The organism is Achromobacter pestifer (assembly GCF_013267355.1).
GTDB lineage: Bacteria > Pseudomonadota > Gammaproteobacteria > Burkholderiales > Burkholderiaceae_B > Achromobacter > Achromobacter pestifer_A.
In genome coordinates this window covers 6,133,800-6,150,515 of the sequence record NZ_CP053985.1, presented here as the reverse complement: position 1 = coordinate 6,150,515, position 16,716 = coordinate 6,133,800, and the positions used below count along the sequence as shown (strand labels likewise).

Here is a 16,716-nt window from a genome sequence, read left to right as displayed (position 1 = left end):
CCGGGCCGGCCGCCGCGCATCACGCCAGCGCGCTGGGATAGGGGCTGGTGTCGATGTGCTCCAGCATGCCGTAGGCAAGCCGTTCCAGCATGCGCGCCCGGTCGCCGGCATGCGCGGGGTCGTCCCACAGGTTGCGCAGCTCGTGCGGGTCCTGTTTCAGGTCATACAGCTCGCCCCAACGCGCACCATCGTAGACCGTGACACGAAAATTGTCGGCCAGCAGCGTGCGGCAGCGGATGCGGCTTTTGAAGCCGAGTATCACGCGCTGTCCTTCTTCCTCGATCATCAGCGCGTCGCGCACTGCCTGCTCGCGTTGGGCGATAAGGCCGGCCATGTCGCGCCCCTGGATGCCGTTGTAGGGCTGCACGCCGGCGCGCGCCAGCACGGTGGGCGCGACGTCTATGGTGCTGAGCAAGGCATCGCTGGCCGTGCCCGCCGTCGGCTTGGCCGCGGGATCGCGCCAGATGAATGGCACGCGGGTCAGGCCGCGGTAATGGATGGGCCCCTTCAGCATCAGTTGGTGGTCGCCCAGGTAATCGCCGTGGTCGCTGGTGAAGATCACCACGGTGTTGTCGGCCATTCCCAGCGCATCAAGCTCGGCCAGCACCCGGCCGATCTGGTTGTCGATATTGGCGATCGAACCGTAATTCAGCGCCAGCGCTTCGCGGGCCTCGCGCTCGTTGCAGGAAAAGATCGCGGGCGTGTGCTTGATTGCCGTGCCGGCGTCGCGCTGGGCGCGCAGCCAGGCCACGTGCGGCGGCGGGGTTCCGGCGCCATGGAAGGACGCGGGCAGCTCCATGTCTTCGGGCTTGTGCAAGTCCCAGTAGCGCCCGGGCGGCGTGAAGGGATGGTGCGGATCCGGAAACGAGCATTGCAGGAAGAACGGCTGCCCGGATGCCGCATAGCCGCGCAGCGCCTCGATGCCGCGGTCGGCGATGTAGGCGGTGGGATAGAGTTCTTCGGGCACGCGCGTGCGCCAGGCCTGGCGGATGCGCGTCAGTTCGTATTCCGGCGCGGGCATGGCGTGCGCCGGGCCGATCAGCGCCTCGACCTCCGGATGCTCGCGCCGCAGCCAACGGCGGTAGTGGCCATGCACGTCGTCGCTGTGGTCGTCGACCAGGTCCACTTGCTCGAAGCCGTAATAGGGATAGCTCAGATCGTGGTCGGGGCGCTCCAGCCACAGCTTGCGCTGCTCCTGGTCGTAGCGGCCGGCGTCGGGTTCGACCGCCTCGCGCGGCAGCCTGTCCTCGGCGCGCACCGGCCAGGATGGCGCAATGTCCGTCATATTCTGCAGGTGCACCTTGCCGACCAGCGCGGTGCCGTAGCCGGCTTCGCGCATGGCCTCGACGAAGGTGCGGCTGCGCAACGACAGCGCGATGCCGTTGTGGCGCGCGCCGTGCGCCGACGGATAGCGTCCGGTCATCAGGCTGGCGCGGTTCGGCATGCAGATGGGCGTGGCCACGTGCATGTTGTCGGCGCGCCAGCCGGACGCGGCCAGGCGGTCGAGGTTGGGCGTGTGGACCACGCGGTTGCCATAGGCGCCCAGATGGTCGGCGCGGTGCTGGTCGGTGATGAACAGCAGGAAGTTGACGGGTTTCGCGGCGGACGTCATTGCTTCGCTCCGGACATCTCCACCGCGGAGCGCCAGGCCGGCATGTCGCGCTTGACCATGTCGCCGAAGGCTTCGGGCGTCATGTAGATCGGCACCATGCCCAGGGGTTGCAAGGCCTGTGCGAACGCGCTGTCGGTAAGCACGGCCTTCAGGTCCGCGTTCAGCTTCTGCACCACCGCGGGCGGCGTGCCGGCGGGCGCGAACAGGCCGATCCAGGAACGCACCGCGACGCCCGCGGCCACGTCCGAGAACAGCGGCACATCGGGCAGCGCGGCGTATTTTTCGGTATTGGCCACGCCCAGCACCTTGACCTTGCCCGACGCCAGGAACGGAATGGCCGGCGCGATGCCGCCTATCATCAGCGGCACGTGGCCGGCGACCAGATCGGCCATCGCGGGCGCGGCGCCCTTGTACGGCGCGTGCACCACGTCCAGGCCTGCCGCATGCTTCAACTGCTCCATCGCCAGCTGATGCACCGTGCCCAGGCCGGGCGAGCCATAGGTGTACTTGCCGGGATTGGCCTTGATCAGTTTGACGGCATCTGCCAGTGTCGATGCCGGAAACTCGGCATTGGCCAGCAGCACCACCACGTTGTCCGCCACCAGGCCGACCGGCGCGAAATCGCGCACCGGGTCGTACGGCAGGCTGGCGTACAGCGCGCTGTTGATGCCGTGCGTGTTGGTGGTGCCCATCAGCAGCGTGTAGCCGTCGGGCGCGGCGCGCGCCACCATGGATGCGGCGATGTTGCCGCCCGCGCCGGGCTTGTTCTCCACCACCAGGGTATAGCCGCGGGGCTCCAGGCGCTGCGCCAGCTGGCGCGCCAGCACGTCGACCGCGCCGCCCGGCGAGAACGGCACCACGATCTGCACCGGCCGCGCCGGGTACGCATCCGCCGCCGCCACCGCGCCCGCCATGCCACAAGCCCAGCTCGCGGCCAGGGCCATCCAGAACTTCTTCATGAATCGTCTCCATCCCGGCGTCCTTCCCGGCCCAGCCTGGGGAACGCCTGTCTCTCGTAGAGCGGCAAGTATGCCTAGCGCCCGGCATCGGCGTGAAATGAAATAAACTGAACGATTCATAACCATTTGAATATGAATCGTCATGCCCGAGCGCGCCGGCACCCACCTCAAGCGGCGTCATGCCGAACTGCTGGTCGCGCTCGACGACGAGCGCCACCTTGGGCGCGCGGCCGAGCGCCTGCACATGTCCCAGCCCGCCGCCTCCAAGGCGCTGGCGCAGCTGGAGGAACAGGTGGGCTACGCGCTGTTCGAGCGCGGGACCCACGGCACCCAGCCGACGAATGCCGGAATGGTTATGATCCGCCACGCCCGCCACGGCCTGGGCGCGGCCCAGCGCGTGGCGGCCGAACTGCGGGCCGCCGAAGAGCGCGGCGCCAGCCTGCTGCGCCTGGGCACCCTGCCCTCGGCCGCGCCCAGGCTCGCGCCGCAGCTGATTGCGCATCTGCTGGCGCTATCGCCCCGGCTGGAAGTGAAACTGGTGGAAGGCGCGCTCGGCGAACTCATGGACAAGCTGGCGCGCGACGAGCTGGACATCGTGCTGGGCCGCCTGGGCAGCCGCCTGCTGCCCGCGGACTGCGAAGTGATCCGCCTGCACGAAGAACCGATCCTGGTGGTGGCGCGGCCCGGCCATCCGCTGGCCGCAAGCGAAGCGCTCGAGGCCGCCGAACTGGCGCGCTGGCCCTGGGTGCTGCCGCTTGAGGCCACCATGATGCGCGAGCGTCTGGACGAGGCTTTCGTGCATGCCGGAGCGCGCGCGCCCGATTCCAGTATCCAGTCCAATTCCCTGCTGGCCACGCTGGCGCTGCTGGCCCAGGACGACCGCCTGGCAGCCTTGCCCCAAGCGATTGCGCGCTATTGCGAGCGGCAAGGCAGCGTGGCCGTGCTGCCGCTACGGCTGCACGCCAACTTCGGCGCCATCGGCGCCGTGATCAATCGCAACACGGCCGGCATGCCGGTGGTGCAGGCGGCCATGGAGTGGCTGTGCGGCTTGCCCGCCGGCGCGGACCAGGCCCCGCCTATTCTCCAGGATCGGGTTTGAAGCAGTATTCCTGGGTACTATCATCCCAGGGAAGTTTGATAACAGAGGGTGCCCCATGCGACCGTCCATTGTGTTCAACATGAAGCGAAACGCCGTGCGCGAGGCCGCAAGCCGTTATCGGGTGGCAAATCCGCGTGTGTTCGGTTCGGTGCTGCATGGTACGGACGAAGAGGACAGCGACCTGGATCTGCTGGTCGATGCCTTGCCTGGCGCTACCTTATTCGACCTGGGTGGCCTGCAGGATGAGTTGGAAGCCTTGCTTGGCGTTCCCGTCGAACTGTTGACGCCCGCAGACCTGCCTGCGAAATTCCGGGCCAAGGTTCTTGCAGAGGCCAAGTCCGTATGAACGGAAACAGGCTCCTCGATTACCTCGAGCATATGCAGCAAGCGGCGAGCGATGCATGCAGTTTTGTGGCGGAAACGACCAAGGCCGACTTCCTTCTGGACAAGCGCACCCAGCAAGCCGTCATCATGAGCCTCATCATTATCGGCGAGGCCGCCACCAAGATAATGGAGGGTCATGCCGCGTTCGCACAGGCACACCCCGAAGTGCCTTGGCGCGGTATGCGCGGTATGCGTAATCGTATCGCCCACGGCTACTTTGACATCAACCTGGACGTGGTGTGGGATACGGTTAAAACAGCGTTGCCTGATCTGCTCGGGCAGTTGCCCGCAGTCAGCCAGGACGCAGAAGCTCCGCCGCGCTAAGTCGCCTGATAACCCAGCAGCACACTGGCCGCCTCGGCCTCGCGCCGCACTGCCTGCGCGATCGGGCCGTCCACCGAGGCGTCGAACCCACCCGTTGCCCCCAGCGCGGTCAGCGCCGCGCAAGGCCGGCCGTTATGGTCCAGCAGCGGCGCGGACACCGCGCTGATGCCCTTCAGATTGGTGTCTCGAACCGTGGCGCAGCCCGCGGCCAGCACCTGCCGGCGCAGCTGTCCGATGGGATCGGCCGCGTCCAGCTGCGCGCGCAGCTCGGCCGGCGCGCGCGCCAATTCCGCTTCGGCAAGCGCCCGCACCCGCGCGTCGTCCTGCAAGGCCAGGAACACCCGTCCGGTGGCGGACCAGAGCATGGACAGCACCGAGCCCATGCGCACGTTGACCGTCACCGGCAGTCCCGGTTCTTCAAAGCGCACGATGGTCGGCCCCTTGTTGCCCATGACCGCGATGAAGCAGGTCACTTCCAGGCCTTCGCGCAGTCGCACCAGGCTGGGCTCGGCCAGGCGGATGGGATCGGCCTGGCGCAGCGCGGCCAGGCCCAGCAGCATCGCTTCCAGCGCCAGGTAGTACTGTTGAGTGGCGGCATCCTGCGCCACCAGGCCCTCTTCCATCAGGCTGACCAGGTAGCGGTGCACCTTGGCGGGGCTTTCGTCCACTTGCGCGGCCAGCAGCGTGAGGCTGGCGCGGCCGCCCAGCCGGCCCAGCCCCTTCAACACCGCCATGCCGGTTTCAGCGGCCTGCACGCGCTGACGCCGTTCGCGCGGCCGCGGCGCATCGGAAGTCTGGGCGGGGACGGAGGACGGATCGGGAGTCTGGGTCATGGGCGCGGGTTGGGAGCTGCCTGGCGGCTGCGGACGCAGCCCGGAGATTACCCCAATTGATTAATTACGCAATGCGTATATGATTTACGCAATTGTAATCCGGAGCGACACCATGGGCCACCCCACCCCCTCTGCCCCCACCGCGCCCGCCCAAACCGGCGGCTGTCCCATCGACCACGCAGCGCTGGCACGCGCCCAAGGCTGTCCGGTCAGTCCGCGGGCCGCCGAGTTCGATCCTTTCGGCGATGGCTACCAGCAGGACCCGCCCGAGTACGTGCGCTGGGCGCGCGAGCAGGAACCGGTGTTCTACAGCCCCAAGCTGGGCTATTGGGTGGTGACCCGCTACGACGATATCAAGGCCGTGTTCCGCGACAACCACACCTACAGCCCCTCGATCGCGCTGGAGAAGATCACGCCGACCGGCCCCGAGGCCAACGCCGTGCTGGCGACCTACGGCTATGCGATGAACCGCACCCTGGTCAACGAGGACGAGCCGGCTCACATGCCGCGCCGCCGGGTGCTAATGGATCCGTTCACACCGGACGAACTCAAGCACCACGAGCCCATGGTGCGGCGCCTGACGCGCGAGTACGTGGACCGATTCATCAATGACGGCCGCGCCGATCTGGTCGACCAGATGCTCTGGGAAGTGCCGCTCACGGTCGCCCTGCACTTCCTCGGCGTGCCCGAGGAAGACATGGACCTGCTGCGCCAATACTCCATCGCGCACACCGTCAACACCTGGGGCCGGCCCAAGCCCGAAGAACAGGTGGCCGTGGCGCACGCGGTGGGCAATTTCTGGCAGCTGGCCGGCAAGATCCTGGACAAGATGCGCCAGGATCCCGACGCGCCAGGCTGGATGCAGTACGGCATCCGCAAGCAGAAGGACCACCCCGAGGTCGTCACCGACTCCTACTTGCATTCGATGATGATGGCCGGCATCGTGGCGGCGCATGAGACCACCGCCAACGCCTCGGCCAACGCCATCAAGCTGCTGCTGCAGCACCCCGACGCCTGGCGCGAACTGTGCGAGGATCCCGGCCTGCTGCCCAACGCGGTAGAGGAATGCCTGCGCCACAACGGCTCGGTCGCGGCCTGGCGCCGCCTGGCCACGCGCGACACCGAGATCGCCGGCGTGGCCATTCCCGCGGGCGCCAAGCTGCTGATCGTGTCCTCGTCGGCCAACCACGACGAGCGCCATTTCGCCGACGCCGATTTCTTCGACATCCGCCGCGACAACGCCAGCGACCAGCTGACCTTCGGCTATGGCGCGCACCAGTGCATGGGCAAGAACCTGGCGCGCATGGAGATGCAGATCTTCCTGGAAGAACTGACGCGCCGCCTGCCGCACATGCGCCTGGCCGAACAGCAGTTCACCTACGTGCCGAACACCTCGTTCCGCGGCCCCGAGCATCTGTGGGTGGAATGGAATCCGGCCGACAACCCCGAGCGCCGCGACGCCGCCCTGCTGGCTCAGGTGCAGCCGGTGCGCATCGGCGAGCCCTCCACCCACGCCATCAGCCGCAAGCTGGTGGTGACCCAGGTCACGGCCGCGGCCGACGGCATCGCGCGCATCCGGCTCGAATCGCCCGACGGCAAGCCGCTGCCGCGCTGGACGCCGGGTTCACACATCGACCTCGAATGCGGCGACACCGGCCTGTCGCGCCAATACTCGCTCTGCGGCGATCCGGCGGCCGCGCATGCGCTGGAGATCGCCGTGCTCAAGGAAACGGCGGGCCGCGGCGGTTCCGCCTGGATCCACCAGCACCTGCGCGCGGGCAGCATCGTGCGAGCACGCGGTCCGCGCAATCATTTCCGCATGGACGAAAGCGCCAGGCGCCTGATCCTCATCGCCGGCGGCATCGGCATCACGCCCATCAGCGCGATGGCGCGCCGCGCGCGCGAGCTGGGCATGGATTACGAACTGCACTACAGCGGCCGTTCGCGCGCTTGCATGGCCATGCTGGACGAGCTGCAGCCACTGCACGGCGCGCGCCTGCATCTGCACGTCAGCGACGAAGGCCGCCGCAACGATTTCGGCGCCCTGCTGTCCAGCCCCGAGGCCGGCGCCCAGATCTACGCCTGCGGCCCCGAGCGCATGCTGGACGCCCTGCAGGCTGCCTGCGCCGCCTGGCCCGAGGACAGCCTGCGCGTGGAGCACTTCCATTCCACGCTCGCCACGCTGGACCCGTCCAAGGAACACGCCTTCGAGGCCGAGTTGAAGGACTCGGGCATCGTCGTGCAGGTGCCCGCCGGCCAGACCCTGCTGACTGCCTTGCGCGGCGCCAACATCGACGTGCAGAGCGATTGCGAGGAAGGGCTTTGCGGGTCTTGCGAGGTGCGCGTGCTGGGCGGCGCGGTCGACCATCGCGACGTGGTGCTGACCCGCGCCGAACGCGAGACCGGCAGCCGCATGATGGCCTGCTGCTCGCGCGCCCAAGGCGGGCGCATCGTGCTCGAGCTGTAGCGGCCGGCGCGCAAAAGCGCCGCGTGCCTGCGCGCCGGGCGGCGCTTACCCGCCTGAAGTGCGCCTGAAAGCGGTAGAATTCACCCTCTGCTCATCACCGCCTCGTCCCGCTGCAACGCGGGACGTCGTTTTTTGACGCGGCCAGTCCCGGGCCTGAAGGCGGGCCCCTTGCGGGCCGGCCCGCGCCGCAGCCAGCCGCAGGGTAATTTCTCAGCGCTCCTAGATGTCGATCAAAGACCAATTATTCCTCGCCAGCCAGTATCTCGCCCCTCACCATCTGGTGTCGCGGCTCTTCGGGTACGCATCCGACTGCCGCGAACCCGCGGTCAAGAACTGGATGATCTCGCGCTTCGTCCGCCGCTATGGCGTGGACATGCGCGAAGCGCTGCAGGAAGACCCCTTGGCCTACGACTGCTTCAACGACTTCTTCACGCGGGCATTGAAGGAAGATGCGCGTCCGCTGGATGAAGAACCGGGCTCCGTGGTGTGTCCCGCCGACGGCGCCATCAGCCAGATGGGCGCGATCGAACATGGCCGCATCTTCCAGGCCAAGGGCCACAGCTACGGCCTGGCCGACCTGCTGGGCGGCGACGCCGAGCGCGCGGCCCCGTTCCAGGGCGGCCAATTCGCCACCGTCTATCTGTCGCCCAAGGACTACCACCGCGTGCACATGCCGGTCGCCGGCACCCTGCGCGAAATGATCCACGTGCCCGGCCGCCTGTTCTCGGTCAACCCGCTCACCGCCCGCAGCGTGCCGCGCCTGTTCGCGCGCAACGAACGCGTCGTGTGCATCTTCGACACCGAACACGGCCCGATGGCCGTGGTGCTGGTGGGCGCGATGATCGTCGCCTCCATCGAGACCGTGTGGGCCGGCCTGGTCACGCCGCACAAGCGCCGCGTGAAAGCCACCCGCTACGACGACGCGGCGCGCGCCCCGATCCACCTGGCCAAGGGCGCGGAAATGGGCCGCTTCAAGCTGGGCTCCACCGCCATCGTGCTGTTCGGCCCCAACCAGATCCGCTGGGCCGATACGCCCTCCGTGCTGGGTCCGGTGCGCATGGGCGAACTGATGGCCCTGCCCGCCTGATATTTCGATTTAATCGAAACTGGATGTCTGGTTTTATTCGCTTTATGCGATGAATCGGCGTTGCTAGATTATGGGCTTTTGCCGGCCCGCCATGACATCCCTGCTCTCGACCACCGCCAGTCCCCGCGCCGCCTCGGCCGACCGCCCCTTGCCGCGCGCGCTGGCGCGCATGCTGTCGCTGGACGATTTCGAGGCTGCCGCGAAACGGCGCCTGCCGCGGCCGATATTCGGCTATGTCGCGGGCGCGGCGGAAGACAACCAATCCCTGCGCGGCAACCGCAGCGCTTTTGCGCAGTACGCGTTTTCCCCGCGCGTGCTGGTGGACGTGTCGCGCCGAACGCAGCACACCGAACTCTTCGGCCGCCGCTACGCCTCGCCCTTCGGCATCGCGCCCATGGGCATCAGCGCCCTGTCGGCCTACCGCGGCGACATCGTGCTGGCGCGCGCCGCGCGTGAGCAAGGCATACCCGCCATCCTCAGCGGCACCTCGCTGATTCCGCTGGAAGAGGTCATCCACGAAGCGCCCGGCACCTGGTTCCAGGCCTATCTGCCGGGCGATCCGCAGCGCATCGACGCGCTGGTCGAGCGCGCCCGCCGCGCCGGCTACGAGACCCTGGTGCTGACGGTGGACATCCCCGTGTCGGCCAACCGCGAAAACAATGTGCGCACCGGTTTCTCCACGCCGCTCAAGCCCAGCTTGCGCCTGGCCTGGGACGGCCTGACGCGGCCGCGCTGGCTGGCCGGCACGTTCATGCGCACACTGCTGGCCCATGGCATGCCGCATTTCGAAAACTCCTACGCCACGCGCGGCGCGCCGATAGTGTCGTCGTCGGTGCTGCGCGACTTCAGCGCGCGCGACCACCTCAGTTGGGAACATGTGGCGCGCATCCGCCGCCAATGGCCGGGCACGCTCATCATCAAGGGCATCCTGCATCCGCAGGACGCGGCGCTGGCGCGGCAGCACGGCGCCGACGGCATCATCGTGTCCAACCACGGCGGCCGTCAGCTGGACGGCGCGGTCTCGCCGCTGCGCGCCCTGCCCGCCGTGGCCGAGGCCGCCGGCAACATGACCGTGATGATGGACAGCGGCGTGCGCCGCGGCAGCGACGTGCTCAAGGCCCTGGCGCTGGGCGCAAGCTTCGTCTTCGTCGGCCGGCCCTTCAACTATGCGGCCGCCGTTGGCGGCGAGGCCGGCGTATCGCACGCCATCGGCCTGCTGCGCGCCGAGGTCGACCGCAACATGGCGATGCTGGGCATCAACCATGTGCGGGAGATGGCGCCGGACTTGCTCATGCGGGAAAATCCGTACGCGGCATGACCCGCCGCGGCCCGCGGCGGCGCGGCTTGACGCAGCGGAACCGGCCCGGACCCAGGTTGGCGCGGCACGGCGCGCGCCCGGCATAGAATGACGGTTCCCTTGCCACGCGCGCCGCTGCTCCCGGCCCGGCGCGCCCCAGAGCCGCCGTGTCCCTACGCCAATCCTCATTCTTCCTGCGCTTCCTGACCCTGGGCGCCCTGGCTCACGTTTACGTGGGCGCCCGTCTGATTCCCGACGCCTACCTGGGCGGAGCGGGTTCCGCCGCCGCCATCCTGGCCTTGCTGCTGTCGTGCATCCTGATTCCGCTGGGGATGCTGGGGCGTTCGTCCGTGCATCCGCCTTGGGGCGACCGCATCGCCTGGGTCGGGCTGTTCGCCATGGGCCTGTTTTCGTCGCTGTTCGTGCTGACGGTGCTGCGCGACGCATTGCTGCTGCTGACGTGGCTGGCGAATCTGCTCATCGGCGCCGATCTGCCTTGGACCACGCTGCGCCGGGCCAGCGCATGGACCGTGCCCATGCTGGCCCTCGCCGGCACATTGATCGGCCTGTACAACGCCCGCAAGCGGGCGCGCGTCGTCGATGTGGACGTGCCCATCGCCGGGCTCGCGCCCGACCTGGACGGCTTCACCATCGTGCAGATCAGCGACATTCACGTCGGTCCCACCATCAAGAAGCGCTACGTGCAGGCCATCGTCGACGCCGTCAATGAGCTGCTGCCGGACATGGTCGCGATCACCGGCGACGTGGTCGACGGCAGCGTCGAACAGCTGTCCGCGCAGGCCAGCCCGCTGGGCCAGCTGCGCGCGCTCCATGGCGTGTACCTGGTCACCGGCAACCATGAATACTATTCGGGCGCGACGCCCTGGATCGCGGAATTCCGCCGCATGGGCCTGCGCGTGCTGATGAACGAACACGTGATCATCCATCCCGCGGGCCTGCCGGTGGTGGTGGCGGGCATTACCGACTACAGCGCCGGTTCCTTCGATCCGCAGCAGCGCAGCAACCCCGCGGCCGCGCTTGCCGGCGCGCCCGCGGACGCCAATCCCAGGATCCTGCTGGCGCACCAGCCGCGCAGCGCGGTGGCCGCAGCGCCGCTGGGCTACACGCTGCAATTGTCCGGCCACACCCATGGCGGGCAGTTCTTCCCCTGGGGTTTCTTCGTGCGGTTCCAGCAGCCGTACACGGCGGGCCTGCACCGCCTGGGGAACATGTGGATCTACATCAGCCGCGGCACGGGCTACTGGGGACCGCCCAAGCGCCTGGGCGCGCCCTCCGAGATCACGCGCCTGCGGCTGCGCGCGGCCTGAACGGCGCGCTTCAACCGTTATCCGGCAAGGGGCCGCGCTCCAGGTAGCTGGTCAGCGCGATGTCGCTGGTGGTGTTGGTGATGCCGTCGATCTGATGGATGCGGGCCAGCAGCGCCTCCAGCGCCTGCGTGTCGCGCACGCGCACCTTCAGCAACATGGCGCTCTTGCCGGTGATGGTGTGGATTTCTTCTACTTCGGTCAGCTCGGCCAGCCCCAGCACCTGCTGCGTGATGCTCCAGTTATTGGTGTCCACGTGCACAAAGGCCAGCAGCGGCCGGCCGATGCGCGCGCCGTCCAGCTTGGCGGCGATGCCTTTGATCAGGCCGTCGCGCTTCAGGCGCTTGACCCTTTCATGCACGGCCGGGGCGGAAAGGTTCAGCATTTTGCCCAGTTCGGCGTAGCTGGGGGAAGCATCGTCGGCCAGCAGCGTTAACAGCTTTCGGTCGCGGTCATCAAGATCAGGCATTGGAATCAGGTTCTGCCGAACGGCATTCGAACTTTTACGGAATAAAGAAATATAAGCGTTAACCCTTATTTTATTCCAATAAAATTTGGCGATGCAGAACCGTAGCACCCGCAGCGCCCGCCCGGCCTCTTCCGTCCCCGCCCTGATGTTCGCCGTCAGCGTCGTAGGCTCCAACGGCCTGGCGCTCAGCCCCATCCTGAGCGACGTGGCGCGCTCCTTTGCCACCTCGCCGCTGACCATCAGCACCGCCATTTCCGCCTACGGCGCGGCCACCGCCGCCAGCGCCTTCTTCCTGGCCGCGCGCATCGACCGCATCGGCGTGCGCCGCTCGCTGCTGGGCGCGATGATCGTCCTGATCGCCGCGCTGATCCTGTCGGCCAGCGCGCCGCACTGGATCGTGCTGACGCTGGCTCAGGCGCTGGCAGGCGCCGCCGCGGGCGTGATCCTGCCCGCCGCTTACGGATCCGCCTCGCTGATCGCCCCGCCGGGCCAGGAGGCGCGCACGCTGGGCCGCGTCACCGCGGGCTGGTCCGTGTCGCTGGTGGCGGGCGTGCCGCTGTCCGCGCTGATTGCCGACGCCGTGGGCTGGCGCGCCACCTACGGCACGCTGGCGCTATGCGCCGCGATCGCGCTGCTGGGCCTGCGCCGGCTGCCGGAACGCCGCGCAGCGAACCCCGCGCCGCTGCGCCTGTCGCGCCTGCTGGCGCCGCTGTCCTACCGCGACGTGCCTGCCTTGCTGCTGGGCTGCCTGGCGTTCTCGTCGGCGTTCTATGGCGTCTATGCCTTCCTGGCCGACCATGTGCGCGGCCTGCTGGCGCTGTCCGCGGGACAGGTGGGCTTCATCGCCTTCGCCTATGGCGCCGGGTTCCTGCTGGCCGGGGTGGCCGGCGCGCCGCTGATCGAACGGCTGGGACCGCGCCGCGCCCTGCCCCTGGCGCTGGGCGTGATCGCGCTGGTGTACCTGGGACTGCTGCCGGCCGCGCATGCGCTGAGCGCGGTGCTGGCCATCGCCACGCTGTGGGGCGCGGCTTCGCAGCTGAGCCTGAACCTGCTGGTGCTGCTGCTGTCGCGCGCCCGGCCCGAAGAACGCGGCGCGGTGCTGGGGTTGAACACCTGCACCACCTATCTGGGCGCAAGCGTCGGTACCGCCATCGCCGGCACGATCTACACCCATGCCGGTTTCGAAGCGCTGGGGGTGGCCGCGGCCTGCGCCCTGGCCGCCGCGGCGCTGGGCCTGCATTGGCGCCTGAACGGCCGGCGCGCGGCGCGCGGCCAGGCCACTGCCTGAACGCCATCGGCGCCGCACGCACCAAGCGCGAAAGGCCGGCCGCAGCCTCGCTGCCCTTTACCCTTGCCGCACGCCCATCAACGACCGCGACAGCCTGCTGGCCGCGGCCAGCACGGGTTCCTTGAGTTCGAGCAGCACGCTTTCGCTCAGGCGTGAAATCGGCCCGGAAATGCAGATGGCCCCTTGCAGCGTCCAGTTGATGCCGTAGACCGGCGCTGAAATGCTGGATACCTCCGCATCGCGCTCGCCCAGCGACATCATGTAGCCCGCGCGGCGCACCGATTCATAGGGTTCGCCGGGCTCTCCTGAAAACGCGAGCAGCACTCGGCCTGGACTGCCCAGTTCCAGCGGCAGCGCGGCCCCCACGCGCACATGATGGCGGATCGACTTCGGTCCTTCGACACGCGCCATGCAGATGCGCTGCTTGCCCTCGCGCACGTAGAACGTGGCGCTTTCTCCGGTGGCCGCCGACAGCTCGCGCAGGATCGGCTGCACCACCTCCGCAATATTGAACGTGGCCTGGTAACAGGCGCCCAGCCAGCCCGCGGCGCGCGCCAGGCGCCAACTGCCGTCCGGCCTTTGCGCCAGGTAGTCGTCCAGCGCCAGGGTGCGCGCCAGGCGCAACACCGTGGAACGGTGGCAACCGGTGCGCCGGCTCAGTTCCGCCAGCGTCAGATGGGCGTCGTCCACGCCGAACGCCTCGAGGATGCGCATGGCGCGGCGCACGGCCACCACGCCTTCCTCGGCCGGGGATTCTTCGGATTCTTGGGATTGATTTTCGTTCATGGTACGCAACATGTTTCGTCTGACGAACTCGCATTGTATTGTGCGGAACAGCGCTCCACAATGCTTGCACCAAAAACCAAAACGGAGACTAACCATGAAGCAGATCGCGCGTGTGCTGGCCGGCCTGGCCCTGGTGTGCGTAAGCGGCCTGAGCGCGGCTCAGGACTACCCCAACAAACCCATCCGCCTGATCGTCCCGTTCCCGCCCGGCGGCGGCACCGACGTCCTGGCGCGCGAGGCCGCGATCAAGGTCGCCGGCAACACCGGCTGGAACATCGTGACCGAAAACCGGCCCGGTTCGGGCGGCAACATCGGCGTCGATGCCGTGGCCAAGTCCGCGCCCGACGGCTACTCCCTGGTGCTCGGCCAGACCAGCAATCTGGCAATCAACCCCACGCTTTACTCCAAGCTGCCCTACGACCCCGAAAAGGACCTCGCCGCGATCGGACTGGTCGCGGACGCGCCCCTGGTCATCGTGGTGCCGGCCAATTCGCCGCTGAAGTCCTTCGACGACATGATTGCCGCGGCCAAGGCCAAGCCGGGCTCCTTGAACTACGCCAGCTCGGGCAACGGCACCGTGGCGCACCTGGCCGCGGTGCAGCTGCAGAACGCCGCGGGCGTCAAGCTCACGCACATCCCCTACAAGGGCGCGGCGCAAGCCTCCAATGACCTGATCGGCGGACAGATCGACATGTACCTGTCCTCCGTCCCCACGCTCATCGGCCATGTACGCAACGGCAAGATGCGGGCGCTGGCAGTGACCTCGGCCCAGCGCGTGCCGGACATGCCCGACGTGCCCACCATCGCCGAACGCGGCTTTCCCGGTTTCGAAGCCGTGACGTGGTTCGGCCTGGCCGCTCCGGCAGGCACCCCCAAGGACATCGTCCAGCGTCTGAACGCCGAGTTCAACAAGGCCCTCAAGGCCCAGGACTTGAGCGTGAAGTACCAAGAGCAAGGCGCGCGCGTGCTGACCAGCACGCCCGATGAGTTCGCCCGGCTGATCCACGACGACCGCATCCGCTGGGGCAAGATCGTCCAAGAGTCGGGTGCCAAGGTCGAGTGACACGCCATGCCCGCCATTGATCATTCCAACGCCGGCGCGGCAGCGCCTGGCAGCGCGCCCCGATTCTCCATTCCCGCAGGAACACCCATGGCCACCCAGGACATCATCAAGGACTTTCCGCGCGTCGGCGCCGACATCGTGCGCCGCGCCGCGCAACTGCAACCCGCCATCCTGGCCGACGTGGCGGGCAGGCGCGGCGCGCTCAACGGCCGCATCCGCGCGCTGCACCCCGGCATGAAGCTGGCCGGCGCCGCGCTCACCGTCGAAGTGCGTCCGGGCGACAATCTCATGATCCACGCGGCGATTTCCCTGGCCAGGCCGGGCGATGTGCTGGTGATCGACGGCAAGGGCGACCTGAGTTCGGCGCTGATGGGCACCATCATGATGAACGCCTGCCGCAAGCTGGGCATCGCCGGCGTGGTGATGGACGGCGCGGCGCGGGATACGGCGGAGATCATCGACATGGACTACCCGGTGTTCGCCGCCGGCAGCAATCCCAACGGGCCGACCAAGAACGTGCCCGGGCGCATCGGCCATCCCGTGTCGGTGGGCGGCGTGACCGTCAACCCCGGCGACTTCATCATCGGCGACGCCGACGGCGTGGTGGTGGTCGAACGCGAGAAGATCGAGGGCCTGCTGCCCGCCGCCGAAAAGAAGGTGCGCGACGAAGCCGCGCGCATCGCCGCGATCCAGGCGGGCGACACCGAGGCCAAGTGGCTGGCCGCGGCCCTGCGCGCGGCAGGCGTCCTGAAGGAAGGAGAATCGCTGTGAACGCCGCCGCCAAGCCCGCCCTGTTGATAACCGCGGCCGATCTGGCGCCGCAAGCGCTCGCCCTGCTTCAGGATTTCGAGCTGATCTACGCCGGCAAGACACCCACCGAGGACGGCATCGTGGCGCTCTGCCGCGAGCACAATCCAGCCGCCATCATCGTGCGCTACAGCAAGGTCGGCGCCGCCGCGATGGACGCGGCCCCGGCCTTGCGCGTGATCTCCAAACACGGCAGCGGCACCGACACCATCGACCGGGCGGCGGCGGCCCAGCGCGGCATCCAGGTCGTGGCCGCGGTGGGCGTGAACGCCGCCGCCGTGGCCGAACAGGCGCTGGCGCTGCTGCTGGCCTGCGCCAAATCCGTGGTCGACCTGGACCAGCGCATGCGCGCCGGCCATTGGGACAAATCGACGCACAAGAGCCTGGAGCTGGGCGGCAAGACCATCGGCCTGATCGGCCTGGGCGCCATCGGCCAGCGCATGGCGGCCATGGCGCATGGCTTGAGCATGCGCGTGATCGGCTTCGATCCCTATGCCCAGAACCTGCCGGCCCATATCGCCCGCGTGCCGCTGGACCAGATCTGGCGCGAGGCCGACGTAGTGTCCCTGCACTGCCCGCTGACCGACGACAACCGCGGCATGGTCAATGCGGCAGCGCTGGCGCAATGCAGGCCCGGCGTCATCCTGCTGAATACGGCGCGCGGCGGCCTGGTGGATGAAGAAGCGCTGCTGCAAGCGGTACGCTCGGGCCAGGTGTGGGCCGCCGGCCTGGACAGCTTCGCCGTCGAACCCATGAGCGCCGGGCATCCCTTCCAACTGGAGCCGCGCATCGTGCTGAGCCCGCACATCGGCGGCGTCACCAGCGCGGCCTACGTCAACATGGGCGTGGCCGCGGCGCGCAACGTGATCGAGGTGCTGGCACGCGCCGCATAGCGTGAACCTGGCCTTGGCAGGCG

General features: G+C 68.4%; 16 protein-coding genes. 11 read left to right on the top strand and 5 right to left on the bottom strand.

Annotated elements, in window-relative coordinates; genetic code table 11:
- Nucleotides 1–19: 19 nt before the first annotated feature.
- Nucleotides 20–1,612 (bottom strand): sulfatase family protein, encoded by a 1,593-nt coding sequence (locus FOC84_RS29065; protein ID WP_173148391.1) that lies wholly within the window; start codon nt 1,610–1,612, stop codon nt 20–22.
- Entirely contained in the window at nt 1,609–2,571 is a 963-nt protein-coding gene (locus FOC84_RS29060; protein ID WP_173148389.1) for a Bug family tripartite tricarboxylate transporter substrate binding protein, read from the bottom strand. The genes FOC84_RS29065 and FOC84_RS29060 overlap by 4 nt, the downstream gene beginning before the upstream one ends.
- Before the next feature lie 142 nt (nt 2,572–2,713).
- Between FOC84_RS29060 and FOC84_RS29055 the strand changes: the two genes are divergently transcribed.
- From FOC84_RS29055 to FOC84_RS29045, 3 genes are read left to right on the top strand one after another with little or no spacing between them, the layout of a single operon-like run.
- Nucleotides 2,714–3,670 (top strand): LysR substrate-binding domain-containing protein, encoded by a 957-nt coding sequence (locus FOC84_RS29055; RefSeq protein ID WP_173148388.1) that lies wholly within the window; start codon nt 2,714–2,716, stop codon nt 3,668–3,670.
- Between the two features lie 55 nt (nt 3,671–3,725).
- Complete coding sequence (locus tag FOC84_RS29050) at nt 3,726–4,016, top strand: nucleotidyltransferase family protein (protein ID WP_173148386.1); 291 nt, start codon at nt 3,726–3,728, stop codon at nt 4,014–4,016.
- Nucleotides 4,013–4,378 (top strand): HepT-like ribonuclease domain-containing protein, encoded by a 366-nt coding sequence (locus tag FOC84_RS29045; RefSeq protein ID WP_173148384.1) that lies wholly within the window; start codon nt 4,013–4,015, stop codon nt 4,376–4,378. Before FOC84_RS29050 ends, FOC84_RS29045 begins: the two co-directional genes overlap by 4 nt.
- Here FOC84_RS29045 and FOC84_RS29040 read toward each other — a convergent pair.
- The gene (locus FOC84_RS29040) at nt 4,375–5,211 is read right to left on the bottom strand and encodes an IclR family transcriptional regulator (protein ID WP_173148381.1); all 837 of its coding nucleotides are present in this window, start codon (nt 5,209–5,211) and stop codon (nt 4,375–4,377) included. The two genes, FOC84_RS29045 and FOC84_RS29040, sit on opposite strands and share 4 nt — an antisense overlap.
- A 112-nt stretch (nt 5,212–5,323) precedes the next feature.
- Between FOC84_RS29040 and FOC84_RS29035 the strand changes: the two genes are divergently transcribed.
- The 4 genes from FOC84_RS29035 (at nt 5,324) to FOC84_RS29020 (ending at nt 11,390) form a co-directional block, all read left to right on the top strand.
- Nucleotides 5,324–7,678 carry a cytochrome P450/oxidoreductase gene (locus FOC84_RS29035; RefSeq protein ID WP_173148379.1) on the top strand — a complete coding sequence of 785 codons (2,355 nt, stop codon included), beginning with the start codon at nt 5,324–5,326 and terminating at the stop codon, nt 7,676–7,678.
- A 223-nt stretch (nt 7,679–7,901) separates the two neighbouring features.
- Nucleotides 7,902–8,765 carry an archaetidylserine decarboxylase gene (gene asd, locus FOC84_RS29030; RefSeq protein ID WP_173148377.1) on the top strand — a complete coding sequence of 288 codons (864 nt, stop codon included), beginning with the start codon at nt 7,902–7,904 and terminating at the stop codon, nt 8,763–8,765.
- A gap of 91 nt (nt 8,766–8,856) precedes the next feature.
- Entirely contained in the window at nt 8,857–10,083 is a 1,227-nt protein-coding gene (locus FOC84_RS29025; protein ID WP_173148375.1) for an alpha-hydroxy acid oxidase, read from the top strand.
- 146 nt (nt 10,084–10,229) lie between these two features.
- Nucleotides 10,230–11,390 carry a metallophosphoesterase gene (locus FOC84_RS29020; protein WP_173148373.1) on the top strand — a complete coding sequence of 387 codons (1,161 nt, stop codon included), beginning with the start codon at nt 10,230–10,232 and terminating at the stop codon, nt 11,388–11,390.
- Between the two features lie 10 nt (nt 11,391–11,400).
- On the opposite strand, the gene FOC84_RS29015 is transcribed toward FOC84_RS29020, so the two are convergent.
- Nucleotides 11,401–11,856, bottom strand: a complete 456-nt coding sequence (locus FOC84_RS29015) for an Lrp/AsnC family transcriptional regulator (RefSeq protein WP_088140637.1) — start codon at nt 11,854–11,856, stop codon at nt 11,401–11,403.
- A 91-nt stretch (nt 11,857–11,947) separates the two neighbouring features.
- Between FOC84_RS29015 and FOC84_RS29010 the strand changes: the two genes are divergently transcribed.
- Nucleotides 11,948–13,144, top strand: coding sequence for an MFS transporter (locus FOC84_RS29010; RefSeq protein WP_173148371.1), 1,197 nt, complete (start codon nt 11,948–11,950; stop codon nt 13,142–13,144).
- 57 nt (nt 13,145–13,201) lie between these two features.
- Here the strand turns inward: FOC84_RS29010 and FOC84_RS29005 are convergent, their stop codons facing one another.
- Complete coding sequence (locus FOC84_RS29005) at nt 13,202–13,930, bottom strand: IclR family transcriptional regulator (RefSeq protein ID WP_173148369.1); 729 nt, start codon at nt 13,928–13,930, stop codon at nt 13,202–13,204.
- Nucleotides 13,931–14,024: 94 nt separating this feature from the next.
- Between FOC84_RS29005 and FOC84_RS29000 the strand changes: the two genes are divergently transcribed.
- The 3 genes from FOC84_RS29000 (at nt 14,025) to FOC84_RS28990 (ending at nt 16,693) form a co-directional block, all read left to right on the top strand.
- Nucleotides 14,025–14,993 carry a Bug family tripartite tricarboxylate transporter substrate binding protein gene (locus tag FOC84_RS29000; protein ID WP_173148367.1) on the top strand — a complete coding sequence of 323 codons (969 nt, stop codon included), beginning with the start codon at nt 14,025–14,027 and terminating at the stop codon, nt 14,991–14,993.
- A gap of 87 nt (nt 14,994–15,080) precedes the next feature.
- Complete coding sequence (locus FOC84_RS28995; protein WP_173148365.1) at nt 15,081–15,764, top strand: RraA family protein; 684 nt, start codon at nt 15,081–15,083, stop codon at nt 15,762–15,764.
- Nucleotides 15,761–16,693: an NAD(P)-dependent oxidoreductase gene (locus tag FOC84_RS28990; protein ID WP_254241811.1), complete on the top strand. Its 933-nt coding sequence runs from the start codon at nt 15,761–15,763 to the stop codon at nt 16,691–16,693. The genes FOC84_RS28995 and FOC84_RS28990 overlap by 4 nt, the downstream gene beginning before the upstream one ends.
- Nucleotides 16,694–16,716: the final 23 nt, after the last annotated feature.